The organism is Hymenobacter monticola, from assembly GCF_022811645.1.
Lineage (GTDB): Bacteria > Bacteroidota > Bacteroidia > Cytophagales > Hymenobacteraceae > Hymenobacter > Hymenobacter monticola.
On the sequence record NZ_CP094534.1, the window covers coordinates 3,366,999 to 3,386,522 of the forward strand.

Consider the following 19,524-nt stretch of genomic DNA (forward strand, 5'->3'; position numbering starts at 1 on the left):
CGGTGCTGCTGGGATTTTCTGGCGGCACGGAGACGCGGACTAAAAGTCCGCGCTACCTATGCACCTCACCGCCACCACCCAGTTCGGCCTGGAAGAACTGCTCGCCGACGAGCTCTACGCCCTCGGGGCCGACATCACCCACGTGGGCTCCCGCGCCGTGGAATTCATCGGCGACCACCGCCTGCTCTACGAAGTGGCCCTCTGGAGCCGGCTCTCCATGCGCCTGCTGCGGCCCTTCGCCGCCTTTTACGCCGCCGATGAAAAAGCCCTTTACCGTGAAGTGAGCCGCATCGACTGGCAGGATTTCATCGGCCCCGGCCAAACCTTCGCCATCACGCCCGTGGTGAACCGCTCCACCTTCGAGCACTCGCTCTTCGTGGCCCAGCTCACTAAGGATGCCATTGTGGACCAGTTCCGCAAACGCACCGGCGAGCGGCCCAGCATCGACACCCGCCAGCCGGACATCCGCCTGCACCTGCGCATGACGGAAAACGAAGTCATCCTCAGCCTCGACGCGGCCGGCGACTCGCTGCACCGCCGCGGCTACCGCCAGGGCACCAACGAAGCGCCCCTGAACGAGGTGCTGGCGGCAGGACTGGTCCTACTCTCGGGCTGGGACGGCAAACAGCCCCTCATCGACCCCATGTGCGGCTCGGCCACCCTCCTCACCGAAGCCGGCCTGATGTGCCAGCGCATCGCGCCCGGCCTGTTCCACCAGGGCAAGTTCGGTTTCGAAAACTGGTACGACTTCGACCCGCAACTCTGGCAGCAGGTGCGCGAAGAAGCCAAAGCCCAGCGCCTCGAAGAGCCGCAAGCCTATCTCGCCGGCTCCGACCTCGACCCCAAAGTCATCGACGCGGCCGCCGCCAACATCACCGCCGCCGGCCTCGAAGACTGCGTCCGCCTCTCGGTGCGCAACGTGAAGGACGCCACCGCGCCCGCCAAGGAGGAGCCCGGCATCGTGCTGATGAACCCGCCCTACGGCGAGCGGATAGGGGAGGAGGCCCAGATGGCCGCGCTCTACAAAACCATCGGCGACTCGTTGAAAACGAATTTCCAGGGCTACAACGCCTTTGTGTTCACCGGCAACCTAGAAGCGGCCAAGAGCATCGGGCTGAAGCCGGCGCGGCGCATCCCGCTATTTAACGGGCCGATTGACTGCCGACTGTTGAAGTATGAATTGTATCGGGGCTCACGCCGTGAGCCGAAATCTGTCGAAGGGCCGGGCGAAAACTAATCTGCTTGGAACTTCCGGCCCCCGGCTGTTATTTTTATCTAATTACTCCGTCTGCATTATGTCCGATACCCTAACTACCGCCCCCACCGACCTGCTGCCCGCCGCCCGCCAGGCCCTGAAACGGTATTACGGCTACGACAACTTCCGCCCCATGCAGGGCGACATCATCCAGAACATCCTGGGCGGGCGCGATACCGTGGTGCTCATGCCCACCGGCGGCGGCAAGTCGGTCTGCTTCCAGATTCCGGCCGTGGTGTCGGAAGGCACCTGCGTGGTCGTCTCGCCCCTCATTGCCTTGATGAAGGACCAGGTGGAGGCCCTGAAAGCCAACGGCATCGCGGCGGCCTACATCAACAGCAGCGTGGGCCAGTCGGAGTCCAACGACATTGCCCGGGCGGCCGTGAGCGGGCACCTGAAGCTGCTGTATGTCTCGCCGGAGAAGCTGCTGAGCGAGGGCTTTCTGCAGTTCCTGAACCGGGTGAACATCAGCTTGTTTGCCATTGACGAAGCGCACTGTATTTCGAGCTGGGGTCATGATTTCCGGCCCGAGTACACCCAGCTGGGTCAGCTACGGAACCACTTCCCCAACACGCCCATCATCGCTCTCACGGCCACGGCCGACCGCCTCACCAAGCGCGACATCATCACCCAGCTCAACATGCGTGAGCCCAAGGTGTTCCTGTCCAGCTTCGACCGGCCCAATATCAACCTGATTGTGCGCGGCGGCCAGGGCCGGATTGAGGGCATGCTCGACTACATCGGCCGGCACCCGCAGGACCCCGGCATTATCTACTGCCTCTCGCGCAAAACCTGCGAAACCATCTCCCAGAAGCTCATCGCCAAAGGCATAAAGGCCGGGCATTACCACGCGGGCATGACTCCCCTGCAGCGCGGCAAGGTGCAGGAAGCTTTTTTGCAGGATGATTTGCAGGTCATTGTGGCCACCATCGCCTTTGGCATGGGCATCGACAAGAGCAACGTGCGCTGGGTGATGCACTACAACCTGCCCAAAAACATCGAGGGCTACTACCAGGAAATCGGCCGGGCCGGCCGCGACGGCGCGCCCAGCACCGCCATCCTGTTCTACAGCTTCGCCGACGTGATGCAGATGCGCGAGATGGTGACCAAGGACGTGCCCGCGCGCCAGGCCCAGCTCAACACGGCCAAGCTGGAGCGCATGCAGCAGTTTGCCGAAGCCGCCAGCTGCCGCCGCAAAATCCTGCTCAACTACTTCTCCGAAACCCTGCAGGAAGAGTGCGGCAATTGCGACATCTGCCGCAACCCGCCTACCACGTTCGACGGCACGCTGATTGCTCAAAAGGCCCTCTCGGCCGTGTTCCGCAGCCGCGAGAAAGTGGCCATCAACCTGCTGATTGATATTCTGCGCGGCATGCGCAACCAGGCCGTGCTGCAAGGCGGCTACGACCAGATTAAAACCTACGGCGCGGGCAATGACCTGCCCTACCTCGACTGGTACAGCTACATCCACCAGATGCTGAACGACGGCCTGTTCTACATTGCCTACGAGGAAGGCTACGCCCTAAAAATCACCGAGCGCGGCCACCAAGTGCTCAAAGGGCAGCTCACGCTGCAACTCAAGAAATTCCAGCCCAGCGAGAAGGCAGAAAAGCCCACCCGCGCCAGCAAGAAAGCCGCCAACGCCGCCTCCACGGCCGCCGTGGGCACGCCCGAGGCCCAGCTGTTCGACAAGCTGCGCCGGCTGCGCAAGGCCATTGCCGATGAGCAGGGCGTGCCGCCCTACGTGGTATTCTCCGACGCCACGCTGCAGGAAATGGCGGCCGAGCGGCCCGTCAGCCGCGTGGGCATGCTGGGCATCTCGGGCGTGGGCATGAAGAAGTTTGAGACCTACGGCGAGGCCTTCATCAAGCTCATCATCGAGCACGGCGGCGGTGGATACGTGCCCTCCGATTCGGATAGCATGTTCAACGAGCCCGCCCGCCCGCGCCTGGCCGCGCCGTCGGGGGCTGCCACTGCCACGGCCGACAAGCCCGTGAGCGACTCCGAAGACGCCACCGTGCAGTTCCACCAAATGGGCCTCACGCCGGAAGATATTTCGGAGCGCCGCGGCCTGGCCCTGAGCACCGTGAAAACCCACCTCTACACCGCCTACGCCAAGGGCCGCGAGCTACGCATTCAGGACTTTGTGAGCGACTCCGAGCTGGCCGAAATCCTCACCGCCCGTGCCCAGCTCGGCAACGACGCCACCCTGCGCGACCTGTTCGACCACCTGCGTGAGAAGTACGACTACTTCCAGTTGCGCATGGCCGGACTATACCACAAGCGCCTGCGCGGGCAGTAAATAAGTATCTAAATACTCAATAATGTAAGCTGGCCCGCCGTTACCTACGGCGGGCCTTTTTATTTGCAGGCCGCTTGCCAAAGTTGTCGCGCTTCATGTTTCGAAAAATTCCTCTATTTCTGGTCGCTGCGCTCATCGCTGCTTTCGCGGTTCTGATGCTCACCAAAACGCTGCCCTATTACACCTTCGAGAAGGGCATCCACTTCCTTACCACCAAGAGCGACGAAACCAACGACAGCCAGACTTTCCGGCTGGGGTTCTACGTGCACATCACCACCAGCCTCGTGGTGCTGGTGCTGGGGCTGCTACAGTTTCTGCCGTGGCTGGTGCGGCTAGGGCCGGGGCTGCACCGGGCGTTGGGCAAGAGCTACGTCATCGGCATTCTGGCGCTGGCCGCGCCGTCGGGCCTCATCTTGGCGTACTTTGCCAACGGCGGGCTGGCGGCGCAAGTGGGTTTCACGCTGCAGTGCCTGGTGTGGTGGCTCTGCACCTGGAAGGCCTACCGCGCCGCCCGCCAGCGCCAGTGGCCCCTGCACGTGGACTGGATGCTGCGCTCCTTTGCTGTGACGCTGGCTGCCCTGGCCCTGCGTGGCGAGAGCTATATCATGTACTATGTGTTCGAAACCAAGCCGATAGAGACCTACCTGACGGTGACCTGGCTCTCGTGGGTGGGCAATTTGATACTCGTGGAAATCCTGCTGGAGCTAGGGCTGGGGCGGTATTTCCTGCGCGAGTTTATGCCGGAGCTGCGTGCTAAATTGGCGGCATGAGAAACCTGATAATTCTACTTTTTCTGCTCTTTGGGGCGGCCTGCCAACACCAGCAGCGTGTAGAAACAAAAGCTGCCATTGGCTCGGCAGCAGAGAAAGAAAAGGCCGTTTCTCCGCCTTCAGGCCGCGTCGCCCAGCAAGTGCCAATGGCCACCAGCGCCGCCGATACCCTGACGCCGGAGATGCTGGCATTGCTGCGTCGGTTCGATTTTGCGCCCCTTTGGAGCGGGCAACGCTCCGAAACCACTACCCCCGTGCTGGATGGTTTTTTTGGTGACGAGCACCGGCGCATTTCCTTTGTGTTTGCCAAAATTGTGCGCGACAGCACCCAGCCCCAATTATTTTATGTGCGGGGCAAAAACAAATTCCGGCAAGCGGTGACCCCGTTTTCCGGCATTATTCGGATAACAACGCTCGTCGATTTGCCCGGGCACGGCTTCCTGGACATGGACAGTGCTGCCAGTGAAGCCTACACTGCCAAGGCGCGCTTTACTTTTCTGGAACAGCCGGGGGCTTCTGGAACTGGAACATTCACCGGCACCGCGTTTCTGGATTTTTTCATCGACGGTGACGGGGAATTACGGATTGGGCAAACCGTGATGAACCCCGACACCACCGCGCCCGCCCGGGGCGCAGGGGTCCTATACCGAGGCACGTGGACCAGCGCCGCCCGTCGGCAAGCGAAGCCGATTGTGATTGCCAACGACGTGCTGATGGTGGCGCCCGAGATGTTGCCTCAATTCGGTATGGGTGAGCGCAATGCCCAAATCAACCCCAAATACGCTAGGCTGGGCTGGACCGAAATGTGGGAAAACGACGAATGGTGGGCCGCATCACCCAAGCCCAAGCTCAGCCTTTAACCTGTCGCTGCTCTGCATGAAAACGCCGTCTTTATTATTGTTTCTGCTCGGCCTGGCAGCCTGCCAGTCACAAACGCATCCCGTCGTTCAAGCGGCAGCCCCAGTTGCAGAGGTGGCTCCGGTTGCAATTCCGCAGCCCGCCAAAGCAACGGTGGACTCCGTGGCGCTGCCGGCCGTTTTCGCGGCCCGCGACACCCTGACGGCCCAAGACCGGGCGGTGCTGCGCCGCTACGACCTGTCCAAACTGTGGCAGGGCGGCACCGGCGGGGCGCAGGCGGCGTCGGTACTGGAAGGCTTTTTTGGCCCCGACCACTACCGGTTTGAGCTGGCCTTTACCGCCGTGCACCGCGACGCTGCCAACCCCGCCCTCTACCATGTGCGCGGCAAATGCCACTACCGCAAAAACGTGCGTCCTTTCACCGGCACGCTCCTCATCCGGCAGCTGCACGACCTGGAGCCGCCCTACGAATTCGACTACACCGATGCCGACGCGCCCAACCAGAACTACGGTGCCAATTCCGACACGGCTGGTACGGAATATGAGAAAAAGGTGCAGCGGGCGCACCCGCGCGAAGTGCGGGCCGAGCTGCGCCTCACCGAGGAGCCGCAAGCCAACGCCGGCGAAATGCTGGCTGCGGCTACGCTGCTGTTTTACGTGAAGTCCAACCACCGTCTGAGCTACATGCGGGCGCCGTTTCGGGGCACCGATGGTCTCTACAACGCCGGCTATCTGCTCATCAACGGCAGTCGCCTCAACATCAGCACCCGGCAGATAAAGCAGTTTGTGGTGGCCGACAACGTGTTTACGGCGGCCCCGGACGTGTACAAGGATTTTGAAATAGGCGACCGTGGGGGCGAGATGAACCCCAAATACGCCCACCTGGGCTGGAATGAAAAATGGGAAAATGAAGAATGGTGGGCCGACTCGCCCAAGCCCAAACTCAGCCTGTAAACGCCCCAGCCTTAACCCCTTCGCAAACCCGGTTGCTTCATGAAACTCTTGCTGATAAGCTGCGCCGGACTGCTGGCTACGGCCTGCCACTCCCAAAGCCCTCTGCAATCGGCTGCGGCTGAGCGCCTCCCGAATGCTCCTGCTGCCAAAGTCGCCGCCGCGTCTGGCAAAGCCGAAGCCCTGCCGGGCCCGGTCGCCGTGGCGGCCTTGTCGCCTCAGTTGCGCGAGGAGTTGCAAAGCTCCAACCTCGCGTCGTTGCTGCAAACCGTGCACAAGACCGAAGCCTTTGCGCAAGATGGCTTTTTCGGCCCCGACCACTACCACATCGAGTTTGCCTTCACGGAGGTGCGGCGCGACCCCGCCCGGCCCACCGTGTATTACCTGCGCGGCAAAGACCGGTACAAAGGCATCATCACGCCCTTCGCCGGCACCTTCACCGTCGAGCAGTTCGGGGAGCAACCTTATTTCAGTGCCCGCGAGATTGCCGCCATGGCCAAACAGGGCGGCGTGATAGCCAATTTCCCTGGTTACTACTCTGCAATTGGCACGTTTGAGCTGCGGGAAGATTCGACCCGCCGCGGCGCGGGTACCTTTCGGGGCCGCTTGGCGGTCGATTGGTACAAAGAAAAAGACGGTTCGCTGACGCTGAATTGTCGGGGCGTGACCGGCCCTTCCCAGGGCGGCCTCATCAAATACGAAGGCACCTGGACCAACGCCACCACCCGCCGCACCTACCCGGTGGTGTGGGCGCAGGATATTTTTGCCTACAATGCGGTCCAAAACGTGCTCAAAGAATTCAACATCGGCGAGCGGGAAGTGGAAATCAATCCCGAGTACGCCAAGCTGGGCTGGAGCAACTATTGGGAAAATAAAGAGTGGTGGACCGATGCCCAACGTCCGGTGTTGGTTTCCAGGCTGTTGCTGCCACCCGATATGGCGGCTGCCTCCACCGCGGCGGCCGATAGTTCGTTGCCTTAGTAGGAGGTAGCCCAGAAGCTCGTTTTTATCGGGGCCGCAGTCACACTAAAGCAGTTGGCCCCGACGTTAGGAGTGCACAAGCGCCATCTAGCAATATAGCTGGCCACCACTTTCTCATTTACGGGCTTATGCGGTACTTTCTGCTCATCACGGCTCCGGCGTTGCTGCTGGGCGCCACCCACTTCCATTCCCTGCCGCCCGCGCCAGCACCCAAAAAAACCGTCGCCCCGGCTGCCCTGGCCGCCCCTGGGGTCGTGCTTTCCAACGCTGCCCGCACCGCCCTACTGGCCCGCGCCCAGTTGGGCAAGCTCTGGCAGCACCGCCCTCAAAACGGTACCGAAGACGTGCTCAACGGCTGCTACGGCTACGACGGGCGGCGCATCGAGTTCGTGTTTACCACCGTGCAGGCCGATGCCCACAGCCCCGGCCGCTACCTCGTGGCCGGCAAATTCCGCTGCTACGGCGACGTGACGCCCTTTCGCGGCAGCGTGGAGGTGCAGCAGGTGCAGCGGCTGTCCAACGAGCAGGCCGCGTACTCGGCCGACGACGAGAACAAAACGCCCACCTACTGCGCCACCGGCAGCTTTGCCTTGCGCTCCACCACCCACCACGGCCTCGGCGGGGAGTTCAACGGCCGCGTAGCGCTCGATTTCAAGCTCCAGGCCGGCAACCGGGCCGAACTGGCAACTTACACCAGCAACCCCGCCACCCGCAACGGCGGCCTTTTGTTCGACGGCCAGTGGCGCGAAGACGCCACTTCCGAAACCGCCGTGCCGGTGCTGTGGAAGCAGGATATTGCCGTGACGCGGCAGGTGCTGACGCGCTTTGGCCTGGGCGACCGCAGCGGCAGCATCAACGCCAAATACGCCCGCGTGGGCTGGAATAACTTCTGGTCCAACGAAGAATGGTGGGTCGAAAAATCGGTGGCGCGACGCTAAAGTGGTGGGCAGAAAATTATTAGCTAAGTGAATTAGTATCTTCGCGCTTGCGTTGCTAACTTCACCAGCCGAATTCGCGTTAGCATTGAACGCCATTCCCGGCTGCTGCCCTCCCCGATGATTAACACCAACCTTAAGTTTTGCCGGCGCGAGCTCGCCCTCACGCAGGCCCAGATGGCCGACAAGCTCGGCATCAAACGCTCCCTGGTGGGCGCCTACGAAGAAGGCCGCGCCGAGCCCCGCCTCGCCACCCTCGTCAACATGGCCCGCCTGTTCGGCATCACCCTCGACCAGCTGGTGACCACCGACTTTAGCAAGAAAAAGAACGCCAAAATCATCGGCACCGCTCCGGCCCCCGAGGCCACGGCCGATACCGACGACCAGCCCGAGCCGCCCACGCCCGCCGGCGGCAAGCTCCGCGTGCTGGCCTTCACCGTGGACCAGGACCAGAACGAGAACATCGAGCTGGTGCCCCAGAAAGCCGCCGCCGGCTACCTCAACGGCTACGCCGACCGCGAGTACCTGGAGGTGCTGCCCAAGTTCCGCCTGCCCATGCTCTCGAGCACGGGCACGTATCGGGCCTTCGAAATTGCCGGCGACTCCATGCTGCCCATTGCCAGCGGCACCGTCATCGTGGGCCGCTACGTGGAAGACTGGACGAGCATCAAGGACGGCACGCCCTGCATTGTGGTGAGCACCCGCGAGGGCATCGTGTTCAAGCGCGTGTACAACAAGCTGCGCTCGGGCGCCATGTTCGTGCTGCACTCCGACAACCCGCATTTCTCGCCCTACGACGTGAAGGTGGACGACGTGCTCGAAATCTGGGAAGCCAAGAGCTACATCAGCAGCACCTTCCCCATTGCCGAGCTCTCGCTGGAGCGCGTGGCCAGCCTTGTGCTTGACTTGCAGCAGCAAGTGGCGCTGCTGAAGAAGGCCTAGCTGAAGCGGCTGAACAAGCTGGTCGAACTGGCTGCAGAAAAAGGCTGCAGAAAAAAGAACGGTCATGCTGAGCGCAGCCGAAGCATCTCTACCGCAGTAGTAAATAATTACTAGTGCGGTAGAGATGCTTCGGCTGCGCTCAGCATGACCGTTTGGTTTGGAGGAGAGCGCCAACTTCCGGCCCGGCCGGTGCGTATGGGAGGCACTCCCATTCCCCAAGCCTTTGCATGATGCTTAAATACATCTCCGCCGCCGACCGCCACCACGCCGCCCCAGCGGCTTGGCTCAATAGCTACTTCCTGTTTTCATTTGCTGATTATTTCGACCGCGATAACCTGCATTTTGGCCCGCTGCGGGTGTTCAACGACGACAGCGTAGCCGCGCAGTCGGGCTTCCCGCAACACCCGCATTCCGAGATGGAGATTGTGACGCTGGTACTCGAAGGCGAAATCCAGCATCAGGACACGATGGGCAACAAAACGACCATCAAAGCTGGCGAGGTGCAACGCATGACCGCCGGCACCGGCCTGGCCCACTCCGAGTTCAACCGCCAGGACAAGCCCCTGCACCTCTACCAGCTCTGGTTCATTCCGGGCCAGAAGGGCCTGGCGCCCAGCTACGAGCAGAAGGACATCGGCTTCATCAGCGGCAACAAAAACGAGCTGGTGCCGCTGGTTACCGGCCAGAAAGTGCTGGAGGACGTGGTGTACATGAACTCGAACAGCACCGTGTACTGGGCAAACCTGGACTGCGACAAGGAAATTCAGTTCAAGACTTTCCCCATTCGCCTCACCTTCATTTATGTAAAAGAAGGCGTCATTTTCGTGAATGGCACCGAGCTGGGCCCCAACGACCAGGCCCGCATGACCGGCGACGACGTGGTGCAAATCCGGGCCAGCAAGGACGCCCAGTTCATCCTCATCGACCTGCCCGCCAGCGAAGCCAATTACTAACCGTTTTACGGCGCACGCGCAAAACAAAAAAGCCGGCAGCAAGCCGGCTTTTTTGCGTTCAAGCAGATGGAAGAAGCTTAAAAATTGTAGCTCACCCCCGCCGAATACCCAGTCGATTTGCCAATGTTGCGCCCGGCTACGTAGGTGCTCACGCCCAGCGTCAGGCCGAAGCCTTTGCTGAGGGGCCGGTAGCCGCTGGCGCCCAGGCGCACATAGTTGACGCGCGTGGACGGGAAAAAGCCCGTGAAGCCTTGCTGCGAAATGTCGGTGCCGCCGTTCGATTCCTGGAAGGCGGCGTAGCCTTCGAGGTAGGTTTTGGGGCCGGCGTAGCCCACTTTGGCTTCGCCGATGAGGGCGTGCGGCACCAGGCCGGTGCGCAAACTGTAGCCCACCTGAGCCGTGGCAAACACGCCCGAGGCCGTTTTGAGGTGCGCCACGCCGGCCGTGGAGTATTTGGTAGCGCGGTTGCCGATGGCAATGATGTAGCCGTAGCCGGTGTTTGTCTGGTAGTTGCTGACGGGGGTGCTGAAACTCACCACGCCCAGCAAATCGAGGATGCTGCTGCCGATTTCGCGCGAGTAAGCCTTGAACTTGAGCAGGGCATTGACGTCTTGCAGGCCCTGGCGTACGTTGGTGTAGCCTTGGTCGGAATAGAGCGCGTGCAGGTCGTTGATGACCGTGCCGGGGGCCCGGCCCTTCGATTGAATAAAGGGCAGGCTCACGATGGCGTCAATCTTATCGGTGAGCCCGTAGGTGGCGTAAAGGTTGAGCGAGTTGACGCGCACTTCCTGGAAAATGGGCACCACGTCAATCTTCTCCGGGGCCAGATACACATTGGTGTAGCTTTCGGTGGTGCCCGACAACGACACCGACCCGTGGCCCTTGCCCGCCATGAAACCGCTCACGATGGCCTGGGCCCGGCCCGCAGAAGCGCTGCCCAGCAGCAGAAAAGCAGCAAACGCAAGCGTAGAAAACTTTTGCATAAAATATAATTTTGTCAATAAATAATTTGCTGGGTGCTCGTGGTAAAAAGCCCGGGCTAATTATTTCAAAGTGCAATCTACGGCGGCTAATTGCCTATCGGATTTATCTTCGTGCAATCCAAGCCCGATTTAAAATCGTTTGTATTCAACACCTTGGGTCGAATTGCTTATTAGGCTCGACCAACATATTCTTTTACCCGATGAAAAATTTTTTCTCTGTCAAAGCGAGTGCCTTGGCCCTGGGCCTGCTGCTGGCCGGATGTGCTAAAAACAAGGAAGTCGAGCCCACTATTACCAACATCGCCGTCACCAACCCCGATTTTCAGACGCTGGAAGACGCGGCCATTCGCGGCGACGTGGCGGTGCTGCTCGGCAACAAAAACGCCGCCGACCCTGCGGGCAACTTCACGGTATTTGCGCCGACCAACGATGCCTTCGCCCGCCTGGGCCTGCGCTCGGCCACCGACCTCACGGCCTTGCAGCAGCCCTTCCTGCGCAGCACGCTGTTCTACCACGTGTTCAGCGGCACACTGCCGGGCAGCGCCCTCACGGCGGGCAGCACATCGGCCTCGGCGCTGGGCGTTACGCGGCGCATCATTCAGCGGGCCGACGGCAGCCGGTATGTCAACGGCTCCAGAATTTTGGGCACGGATGTGGCGGCGGCCAACGGCCTGATTCATCCCATCGACAAGGTGTTGCTGGCCACGGGCGCCGACGTGCTCAATTCGGCCCTGGCGCTGCAGAAAGGGAACGTATTCGTAAAGCCCGAGCTCACGTTTTTGGTGGAAGCTGTCGTGTACTGCAACTTGCAGTCCGCCCTCACCGGCACGCCCGGCAGCCCGAATCTGACAGTTTTTGCGCCCACCGACCAAGCCTTTAAAGACCTGGGCACGCTGCTGAACGTGCCGCTCAACGTGCCGGCCGACATCCGCAAGCTGCCCGTGGCTACCGTGACGGCGGTGTTGCTCAACCACGTCGTCATCGGTGGCGCGCAGGGCGGCAAATTCACCCCCGAGCTGCCCGAAAGCACCACCATCACCGCGGCCGGCGGCCCCATTGCCCTCGGCGCTTTCAACAACGGCGTGCTCACGGCGAAAGGCAATGGCAATGCTGCCCCGGCCAATATGGTGATTCCCGACGTGCAGTGCACCAACGGCGTGGTCCACGTCATCGACCGCGTACTGCTTCCCTAAATTTTTCGCAGGCACAGGCAAGCAAAAAGGCCGGCTCCCTACGGAAGCCGGCCTTTTTGCTTGCACGAGGCAGCAGTATTATATGGTGTATTCCCGGACTTTGCTCTAGGCTTTGGGGTATGCCATCAGCGGCTGGAAGTAGACCACTATTGCGCAGGGGCGTCGTTGATGTGGGTTTTGGTGGCAGGGTGTAGTCGGCATTTTTGGGCAGCGGGTAGAGGCGGCTTTTCGACTCCGCGAAACCTAGCGCGCCTACGCGGCCTGCGCCTGTGCCAAGTGGCAGTCCTTGTACTTCTTGCCGCTGCCACAGGGGCAGGGGGCGTTGCGGCCGAACTTGCGGCGGCTGCGCAGCGTCTTCAGCCACTCGCGCGGGTCGGTGGCAAAGCGCAGGAAGCGCTTCTTGGGGTTCTGGCGGAAGGCCCGGCTCAGCAGCTCGTACAGCTCGGGGTGGTTTTCCTGCAGCTTCTCGGGCTTCTCAAAAAAGTATTCGGTGACGACGGCAAAAAATTCGGCTTCGTTGGTAGCGGCGTAGGGGTTGATTTCTGACTTACCGGCGTGAATGGCGGCGATTTCGCGCTGCATCACCTCGGCCCAGGGCTGCAGCAATTCGGGCGGTAGGGCGGCCTGGGGCACGCCATCAATCACGCCGTCGGCTTCATCGAGCAGGTGGGCAAACTCGTGGATGCCCACATTCTGCCGGTCCAGCCCGTCGCGGAAGCCCTGTTCCAGCGAGGCCTTCGACAGGCGCATGTAATGCTGGTTCTGGAAGCCCTGCACCGAACCCAGCAAGGTGCCTTGCAGGGGCTTCACTTCTTTGCCAGGGTCATTTTCCAGCTTCCAGGCATCGGGCAGAATGAGCACTTCGCCCAAGTGGCTGTATTCCCAATCGGGAAACCCGAACACCGGAATCAGGGCCGAGGCCGCTACCAGCAGGCGGGTGGTATCGTCCACCTCGGTTTGAACGCCCGTAATGCGTGTACTGGCCAGAAAAACCTGCACCTGCTTTTCAAAACGCGCTTTCTCCTTCTTGGTCAGCGACAAGTAAAAAGCCACGCGCTCGGCCAGAATCTGACGCCAGGCGGCCGGAAACTCGGCCGCCAGGGCTTCAGCGCGGCGGCGCGAGTCGGCCGTGGCGTAGTGGTAAAAGGTGTATAGAATGGCCACCAGAACGGCCAGTGAAATCAAATAGGGCATGGGCCGGTTTAACGGCCGGCTGGCGCCAGGGTTGGCTTATCAACACCCTTCGTTCGGCTGCTTTATGGCCGGGGTTGTGTCCCAAGCGCTACCAATCAACGACGACGCATCAGAGCAGCGGCAAATGCGCCGCCAGCTTCTCGCGCAGCAGGGCAATCAGCCGCTCGTCGCCAAAAGGGTATTTATCCGGAATGCGCAGCACCACGAGGTGCTTGCCGCGTAGCTCGTCGGCAAATTTTTCGCGCAGGCGGTCGGCGTGGCGGCGCTCCATCACGAAAATGGTTTCGGCCCAGCCCAGGTGGCCGGCCGTCACGCGCACCCGCGCGCCCGGCTCGGTGCCGGCCGAGCGGGCTTCGTAGTGCGGGTGCTCATCAAAGAGCCGCTCGGCGGTGAGGCTGCGCCACTTGTTTTGGCTGCAGATGAAGAGGAGACGCATAAGACAGCTTTTGTATAACGTCTGGCACGAGTACCCCGAAGCTCCTGCTTCGGTCCGCGTCCGGAATCGTTTGGCGGGCCGAAGCAGGAGCTTCGGGGTACTCGTGCCAGGCGGCGGCGCTATCGAATCAGCGCCACCTTCACTTTCTTGCCTTTCACCTTAGCGCCCTGCATGCGGGCCAGCACCTCCTCGGCTAGCGCCTCGGGTACGGCCACAAAGCTGTGGTGGTCGAACACTTCGATGCGGCCCACGGCCTCGCGCTCTAGGCCGCCCACGCTCACGAAGGCCCCGGCTAGGTCGCCGCGGCTAATTTTCTCGCTCTTGCCGGCCGATACGTGCAGCGTGACGGTACTCGGGCGCGGGGCCTTTGGCGCGGCGGCGGGCAGGGCCGGCGGGCGTAGGCCGGCCCACTGCACGTTCTTGGCCGTGGGCCACTGCTGAATTTTCTGCTGCTCGGGGGGCGTCACGAGCAGGTGGGCCGTGCCAGTGGCGCCGGCGCGGGCCGTGCGGCCGGCGCGGTGCTGGAACGTGTCGGTGTCGTGGGGCGGGTCGAACTGCACCACGGTGTCGAGGTCGTTCACGTCGAGGCCGCGGGCGGCTACGTCGGTGGCTACCAGCACAGTGGCCGACCCGTTGCGCAGCTTCATCATGCTTTTGTCGCGCTCGGGCTGCAGCATTTTGCCGTGCAGGGCCTCGGCGGCCAGGCCCCGGCCGCGCAGGAAGCGCGTGAGCTCTTCCACCCGGTCGCGGGTGTTGGCAAACACGAGGGCGCGACCGGCCGTGGGCTGGCTGATAATGTGGTAGAGGGCCGCGGGCTTCTGTTCGGAGCCGCTGAGAACGTGGCCCCGCAGCACCAGCGTCTCGGGCAGCGTGGTGGCGTTGGCGCCGCCCACGTTCATCACGCGGGGCCGCGTCAGGTACTCGCGCACCAGGCTCAGCACCTTGTCGGGCATGGTGGCCGAGAACAGCAGCGTTTGGCGGCGCTGCGGCAGGCGGCTGATGATGGTGGCCATTTCCTCCTGAAAGCCCAGCTCCAGCAGCTTGTCGGCCTCGTCCAGCACCAGCACTTTCAGGCGGTTGGGCACGATGGTTCGGCGCTCCAGGTGGTCGAGCATGCGGCCGGGGGTGGCCACCACCACGTGGGGCATCTGCTGCAGGCCCTTTACCTCGTCGCGCATGGCGTGGCCGCCGTAGTAGCCGGCCACGCGCAGGTTGGGCAGGTGCTTGCCTAGGCGCTGCAGGGCGTCGCGCACCTGCAGCACCAGCTCGCGGGCGGGCACCAGCACCAGCGCCTGCATGGTGGCCGAGGTGGGGTCGACCTGCTGCAGCACGGCCAGGCCGTAGGCGGCGGTTTTGCCCGAGCCGGTGGGAGCCTGCCCGGCCACGTCCTGCCCTTCGAGGGCGGGGGCCAGCACCAGCTGCTGCACGGGGGTAGGCTGGGTGAAGTTCAGCTCGGCCACGCCCGCCAGCAGGGCGGGGGAGAGGGCGAAATCAGCGAATTGCAGGTCGGGCTTGGGCGCGGGGGCGGCGCCAGCGGCGGAGGTGTCAGGAGTTTGCACGGGGCAAAGGTACGGCCGGCGTCAGGGGAAGCCGTGCTACATCGGCATTTCTGCAACAAAGGCAAAAAAGCCAAAAAACAGCATGAAATAAAACAGGAGCAACGCCAGCATAAGAGCAGGGATGCCGATGAAGAGGGCAAGACCGGCATCGAGCGCAAAGCCCCATCTGACCACTACGAAAACCAGCTAGCCGGCTAGCCCTACCAGGGCCAAGTAGATGCCCCAGCTCAGCACGCGTCCCATAAAATTCTTCGGCTTGACCCACCCCGTGCGGGGCTCCGGGGAGCCGGCATGCCGCGCCTTGGCCACTGGTCGAAGCAGCGTGTCGGTGGGGGCGGCGCGCAGTGGGCGAAACAACCGGGGCTTGTGCTGGCGGCGAAGCGCCCGGGTTGTTTGGGGGCTGCTTTTATAAGAGTTACCCTGCCCATCCGCCGCCGCTGCCGAAGTAGCCGTTAAGGCAAGAAGTCGCGGGGCGGCCAATGGCGTTGCGGGCCGAGGGGGCAGCGCGGCACGCCCCCGCCAATCGGCCGATGCTGGCAGTAGAGCAGGAGCTATGAAAGCCAGGCGAACGGCGCGGCAGTTGCTCAGCAGCAGGAGCAAAAGCAACAGGAGGTGGCGACGATACCCCATGGCCAGCCGTCTATTTCTCTTCCTCCACGTTCACCAAGCGGTAGCGCACGGCCCGCTTCTTGGGCCGGATGTCCATGCCGATGCGGTGGGCATAGGCCTTCGTGAACGCCGCCCCAAAGTAGAATATCATGGCGCAGTAGAACACAAACAGCAGCACCAGCACCAGGCTGGAAGCCGGCCCGTACACCGGCCCCAAATCGCGCGCCACCAGCAGGTGGCCCAGCACCACTTCGCCCAGGCTGATGAGCACGGCCGTGAGCGCCGCCCCGCGCGTGACGGCCCGCCACGGCACCTTGGCCAGGCTCAGGGTGCGAAACGTGACGCCAAACCACGCCGCCAGAATCAGCCAGGCAATGACGGCGTTGAGCCCGCGCACCACGAAGTAGCCAAAGGTGGCGTCGAACTCGTGGATGCTTTCGGCAAATAGGCCCAGCGCCGAATCGGCCCCGAACGCCAGCAGCGACAGCCCCGCCGTGGCCAGCAGCACCCCCGCCGAGCGCGCCCGCTCGCGCAGGGCCTGCGACAGCTTGCCCGTGCCGCGCCGGGGCCGGATTTGCCAGAGCTGGTTGAGCGAGTGCTGAATGACGGTGAACAGCGTGGTGGCCACAAACAGCAGGAAGGCAAAGCCCAGCACCGTGACCAGCCGGCTGCGGGTGGGGTCGGCCACGTTCATCACAATCTGGGCCACCAGCCCGGCGGCCGAAGCGCCCACCAGGTTGCTGATTTTGGCCAGCAGCAGCTGCCGCACCAGTGAGGTGGGGTAGAGCGAGCTGAGCAGCTGAATGAGGATGATGAGGATGGGCGGCAGGGCAAACGACGTGAAAAACGCCGTGGCCGCGCCCAGCCGCAGCGGGTCGTTCTGGCCCAGCTCGCGGGCGGCGCGGTGCAGCAAAATGGGCAGCTCGCGCCACCACGGGCCCGGCAGCTCGGCCGGCGAATCTAACTTTGTCATAAATACCCCACGGGCAACATTCCCGGCCGTAGCCGTAAGAGGCAAGCCCCCACGAAGGTACGGGCCGCCGAATGGCCCCGGTTTGCTTATCCGCATTTATGTCGCCCTCCGAAACGCCGCCCCCGCTGGCCGCTACTCCGCCGCGCTCCTGGCTGCGCCGCCGCCTGCTCGACCCCTTGCTCGACTTGCTCAAAGCCGGGCTTTCGCCCTCGCAGCTGGCGCTCACGGTGGGGCTGGGCGCGGCCATTGGCCTGATACCGCTGCTGGGCGTCACCACCATCCTGAGTGCCGCCGTGGCCCTGCGTCTGCGCCTCAACGTGGCCGCCATGCAGCTGGCCACCCACCTCATGACGTTTTTCCAGCTGGCCCTGCTCATTCCGTTTCTGCGGGCCGGCGCCCGCCTGCTGGGCCAGGGCGACAAGGTGGCCGACCTCACCCTGCCCGCCCTGCGCCAGCTCATCGAGCGCGAGGGGTGGCAGGCCATCGTGCAGCTGCTGTGGCGGGCCGAGCTGGGCGCGGTGCTGCTGTGGGCCGTGGCCTGCGTGCCGCTGGTAGCGCTGCTCTACTTTGGGCTGCGGGCGGTGTTCCGGCGGGTGCTTAGCAAGCAGGAAGTAGTTGCCAGTTAGGCTGAAAAAACGGTCATCCTGAGCGCAGCAAATGCTCTTATTACCGAAGAAGGGTTTGTTCAACCGGGATAAGATTTTTCGCTACGCACAGGACGACAGACAATTTGCTTCAACTTAAAACGCCAGTAGGGCCGCCGCCTGTTCGCGCAGCAGCTGGCGCGACAGGTCGTTGTTCAGCCCGCCTTCCGCGTTCAGGTCCTTGTTGATGAAGGGCAGGCGCACGCGCTGCGGCAGCACCGTGGAGCCGAGGTACATCAGCACGTCGGTGAGGTGGGCCATGGCCAGCAGGCCGCCCTGGCCGCCGCTGCTCAGGCCCACCAGCGCCACCTTCTTGCCCTGAATGCCGCCAGGATAGGCCAGGCCATCAATAAATGCCTTAAGAGCACCGGGGAAAGAAGCGTTGTACTCTGGCACCACCACCACCAGCTTCGGCCCGGCGTCCAGCATGGCCGCCAGGCGGTTGAATTCCGGGTGGCGGCCCACGTTGTGATACAGCGCCGTGCCCACGAAATCGTCCGGCAGCTCAGCCAGGTCCAGCAACTGGCTTTCGGCTCCTAGCTCCGTCAGCACGGTTTGGTAGTAGTTGGCAATGCGGCGGGCGCGGGACTGGGGGCGGTTGGTGCCGGCAATAACGGTTATCAAGGCAAGTCAGAATAACGTGGGTTAACGAGGGGCTAACTCGGTACCTGCGCCGTTGTTTGAAGCCGCTCCGAAGACGTTCGTCAGTACAAGCCGAATGTCCGGCCCATTGCTATTAGCAGGAGAAACCGCCAAACGGGGGCTGAACAGTTCTAGCAGAGCACACCTTGTTAGCAGCTTTGGCACAGTGCAGTGCACTACAGTAGCGTTTTACAAATGAACCCTGTCTTAACTTAAAATAGGATTTAAATGTGAAGCATAGACTGCGTATAAATACGGGCACTGACGTAGGGAACTTTCCTTGAAATTGGACTTAAGTTGTTTTAATTGACATTAATCCACAGCTGTTAGTTCTGGATAAACACGCTTAATAGATTGATAAGGGCACTTATTCAAGAAAAAATTAACCTCAAGCATAAGCTAAAAGTTATAAATTTCGTTTTTTTTAACGGGTTGTTAAGGTGATTTGAAGTTCATATGACCTGGTTTGTCGAAAAAGGCAACTTGGATTATTTTATTACGTTTAGTATTGTCCATCGGTACAGGTTTTCTGTTCTGCTGGCCGCCAAATTCTCTTCCTTCCACTCTTACTAACTTTTATGGCATTAACTGCACATCCTTTTCACCCCGTTACCCAGGAATTGCTCCCCGGGTACCGGGACGCCTACCTCCGAGGCGATTTATCGGGTAAGAACACCGAATTGGTGGACGCTTACCTGAAAGCCAACCCCGAGAAGGGCGGCGAAGCCTTCCAGCGCTTCCACGCCCTGAAAAACAAAGGCCACAACGTGCGTCCGGTGGGCTGGCTGCAAGGCCAATTCGACCTGATTCGCACCGAGCCGGCCCGATTCCGCCAACGCGCCGGCGCCATTGTGATGGTGGCGGCTTTGCTGAGCGGCGCCGCCTTTGCCGGTACCAACCTGCGCAGTGCTTCGCGGGCTGGCGTGGGCACGGCTGCCGTTGAAGAAGCCTCGCTGACCGCTAACCTGGCCGCAAAAGCAGCCGAAGTGGCGGCTAGCAGCAAAATGTCGGTGGTGGCAGGCCGCATTCTCGACGAGAACGGCCGCCCGCTTATTGGCGCTACCGTGCTCGACCGGACCTCCGGCCGCGGCGTGAGCACCGACGCGCAAGGCCACTACCTGCTGGCCGTGCCGGCCAACCAAGTGTCGACCTTGCGGGTGGGCTACGGCGGCTACGCCGACTCCGACCTGCAAGTCAACGTGCAGAAGTATAGCATGCAAAATGTGACGCTGCTGCCCGCCGAAGCCCCGGCGAAAGCCAAAAAACACCACTGGTGGCAATTCTAAGTACCTAAGTTACCCTTCGGGACACTCTGCTTGGCGGCAGCATGCTCTGAACAAAGGA

19 protein-coding genes are annotated in these 19,524 nt (G+C 62.0%); 12 read left to right on the plus strand and 7 right to left on the minus strand.

The annotated features are described in order from the left end of the window. Positions 1 to 58 precede the first annotated feature (58 nt). From MTP16_RS13990 to MTP16_RS14030, 9 genes are all read left to right on the plus strand, one after another. Positions 59 to 1,237 carry a THUMP domain-containing class I SAM-dependent RNA methyltransferase gene (locus MTP16_RS13990; protein ID WP_243510331.1) on the plus strand — a complete coding sequence of 393 codons (1,179 nt, stop codon included), beginning with the start codon at positions 59 to 61 and terminating at the stop codon, positions 1,235 to 1,237. Between the two features lie 58 nt (positions 1,238 to 1,295). Then, positions 1,296 to 3,557 carry a DNA helicase RecQ gene (gene recQ, locus MTP16_RS13995; protein WP_243510337.1) on the plus strand — a complete coding sequence of 754 codons (2,262 nt, stop codon included), beginning with the start codon at positions 1,296 to 1,298 and terminating at the stop codon, positions 3,555 to 3,557. Between the two features lie 155 nt (positions 3,558 to 3,712). Next, positions 3,713 to 4,327 (plus strand): DUF2306 domain-containing protein, encoded by a 615-nt coding sequence (locus MTP16_RS14000; RefSeq protein ID WP_243510342.1) that lies wholly within the window; start codon positions 3,713 to 3,715, stop codon positions 4,325 to 4,327. A 146-nt stretch (positions 4,328 to 4,473) separates the two neighbouring features. Then, positions 4,474 to 5,187, plus strand: a complete 714-nt coding sequence (locus tag MTP16_RS14005; protein WP_243510347.1) for a hypothetical protein — start codon at positions 4,474 to 4,476, stop codon at positions 5,185 to 5,187. A gap of 112 nt (positions 5,188 to 5,299) precedes the next feature. Continuing rightward, positions 5,300 to 6,139 carry a hypothetical protein gene (locus MTP16_RS14010; protein ID WP_243510349.1) on the plus strand — a complete coding sequence of 280 codons (840 nt, stop codon included), beginning with the start codon at positions 5,300 to 5,302 and terminating at the stop codon, positions 6,137 to 6,139. Positions 6,140 to 6,178: 39 nt separating this feature from the next. Further along, entirely contained in the window at positions 6,179 to 7,117 is a 939-nt protein-coding gene (locus MTP16_RS14015; protein WP_243510350.1) for a hypothetical protein, read from the plus strand. A gap of 128 nt (positions 7,118 to 7,245) precedes the next feature. Beyond that, a complete protein-coding gene (locus tag MTP16_RS14020) occupies positions 7,246 to 8,055 on the plus strand; it encodes a hypothetical protein (RefSeq protein ID WP_243510352.1) in 810 nt (269 codons plus the stop codon). A 117-nt stretch (positions 8,056 to 8,172) separates the two neighbouring features. Then, positions 8,173 to 8,994, plus strand: a complete 822-nt coding sequence (locus MTP16_RS14025) for a helix-turn-helix domain-containing protein (RefSeq protein ID WP_243510354.1) — start codon at positions 8,173 to 8,175, stop codon at positions 8,992 to 8,994. A gap of 227 nt (positions 8,995 to 9,221) precedes the next feature. Continuing rightward, a complete protein-coding gene (locus MTP16_RS14030) occupies positions 9,222 to 9,947 on the plus strand; it encodes a pirin family protein (protein WP_243510356.1) in 726 nt (241 codons plus the stop codon). Between the two features lie 77 nt (positions 9,948 to 10,024). Here the strand turns inward: MTP16_RS14030 and MTP16_RS14035 are convergent, their stop codons facing one another. After that, positions 10,025 to 10,930 (minus strand): hypothetical protein, encoded by a 906-nt coding sequence (locus MTP16_RS14035; RefSeq protein WP_243510358.1) that lies wholly within the window; start codon positions 10,928 to 10,930, stop codon positions 10,025 to 10,027. A gap of 200 nt (positions 10,931 to 11,130) precedes the next feature. Between MTP16_RS14035 and MTP16_RS14040 the strand changes: the two genes are divergently transcribed. After that, positions 11,131 to 12,123 carry a fasciclin domain-containing protein gene (locus MTP16_RS14040; protein WP_243510360.1) on the plus strand — a complete coding sequence of 331 codons (993 nt, stop codon included), beginning with the start codon at positions 11,131 to 11,133 and terminating at the stop codon, positions 12,121 to 12,123. A 252-nt stretch (positions 12,124 to 12,375) separates the two neighbouring features. Here MTP16_RS14040 and MTP16_RS14045 read toward each other — a convergent pair whose 3' ends face one another. The 5 genes from MTP16_RS14045 to MTP16_RS14065 form a co-directional block, all read right to left on the minus strand. After that, positions 12,376 to 13,317 (minus strand): M90 family metallopeptidase, encoded by a 942-nt coding sequence (locus MTP16_RS14045; RefSeq protein ID WP_243510362.1) that lies wholly within the window; start codon positions 13,315 to 13,317, stop codon positions 12,376 to 12,378. A gap of 109 nt (positions 13,318 to 13,426) precedes the next feature. Then, positions 13,427 to 13,753 (minus strand): low molecular weight protein tyrosine phosphatase family protein, encoded by a 327-nt coding sequence (locus MTP16_RS14050; RefSeq protein ID WP_243510365.1) that lies wholly within the window; start codon positions 13,751 to 13,753, stop codon positions 13,427 to 13,429. A 119-nt stretch (positions 13,754 to 13,872) separates the two neighbouring features. Then, positions 13,873 to 15,312: a DEAD/DEAH box helicase gene (locus tag MTP16_RS14055; protein WP_243510367.1), complete on the minus strand. Its 1,440-nt coding sequence runs from the start codon at positions 15,310 to 15,312 to the stop codon at positions 13,873 to 13,875. A gap of 36 nt (positions 15,313 to 15,348) precedes the next feature. Further along, on the minus strand, positions 15,349 to 15,486 hold the full coding sequence (locus MTP16_RS14060; protein WP_243510369.1) for a hypothetical protein: 138 nt from the start codon (positions 15,484 to 15,486) through the stop codon (positions 15,349 to 15,351). A gap of 466 nt (positions 15,487 to 15,952) precedes the next feature. Then, positions 15,953 to 16,894 (minus strand): YihY/virulence factor BrkB family protein, encoded by a 942-nt coding sequence (locus MTP16_RS14065; protein WP_243510370.1) that lies wholly within the window; start codon positions 16,892 to 16,894, stop codon positions 15,953 to 15,955. Positions 16,895 to 16,992: 98 nt separating this feature from the next. Here MTP16_RS14065 and MTP16_RS14070 point away from each other — a divergent pair, with 98 nt between their 5' ends. Continuing rightward, positions 16,993 to 17,520 carry a DUF2062 domain-containing protein gene (locus MTP16_RS14070; protein ID WP_243510371.1) on the plus strand — a complete coding sequence of 176 codons (528 nt, stop codon included), beginning with the start codon at positions 16,993 to 16,995 and terminating at the stop codon, positions 17,518 to 17,520. Positions 17,521 to 17,634: 114 nt separating this feature from the next. On the opposite strand, the gene MTP16_RS14075 is transcribed toward MTP16_RS14070, so the two are convergent. Further along, positions 17,635 to 18,162, minus strand: a complete 528-nt coding sequence (locus MTP16_RS14075) for an NADPH-dependent FMN reductase (protein ID WP_243510372.1) — start codon at positions 18,160 to 18,162, stop codon at positions 17,635 to 17,637. Between the two features lie 596 nt (positions 18,163 to 18,758). Between MTP16_RS14075 and MTP16_RS14080 the strand changes: the two genes are divergently transcribed. Further along, positions 18,759 to 19,466 (plus strand): carboxypeptidase-like regulatory domain-containing protein, encoded by a 708-nt coding sequence (locus tag MTP16_RS14080; RefSeq protein WP_243510377.1) that lies wholly within the window; start codon positions 18,759 to 18,761, stop codon positions 19,464 to 19,466. Positions 19,467 to 19,524 lie beyond the last annotated feature (58 nt).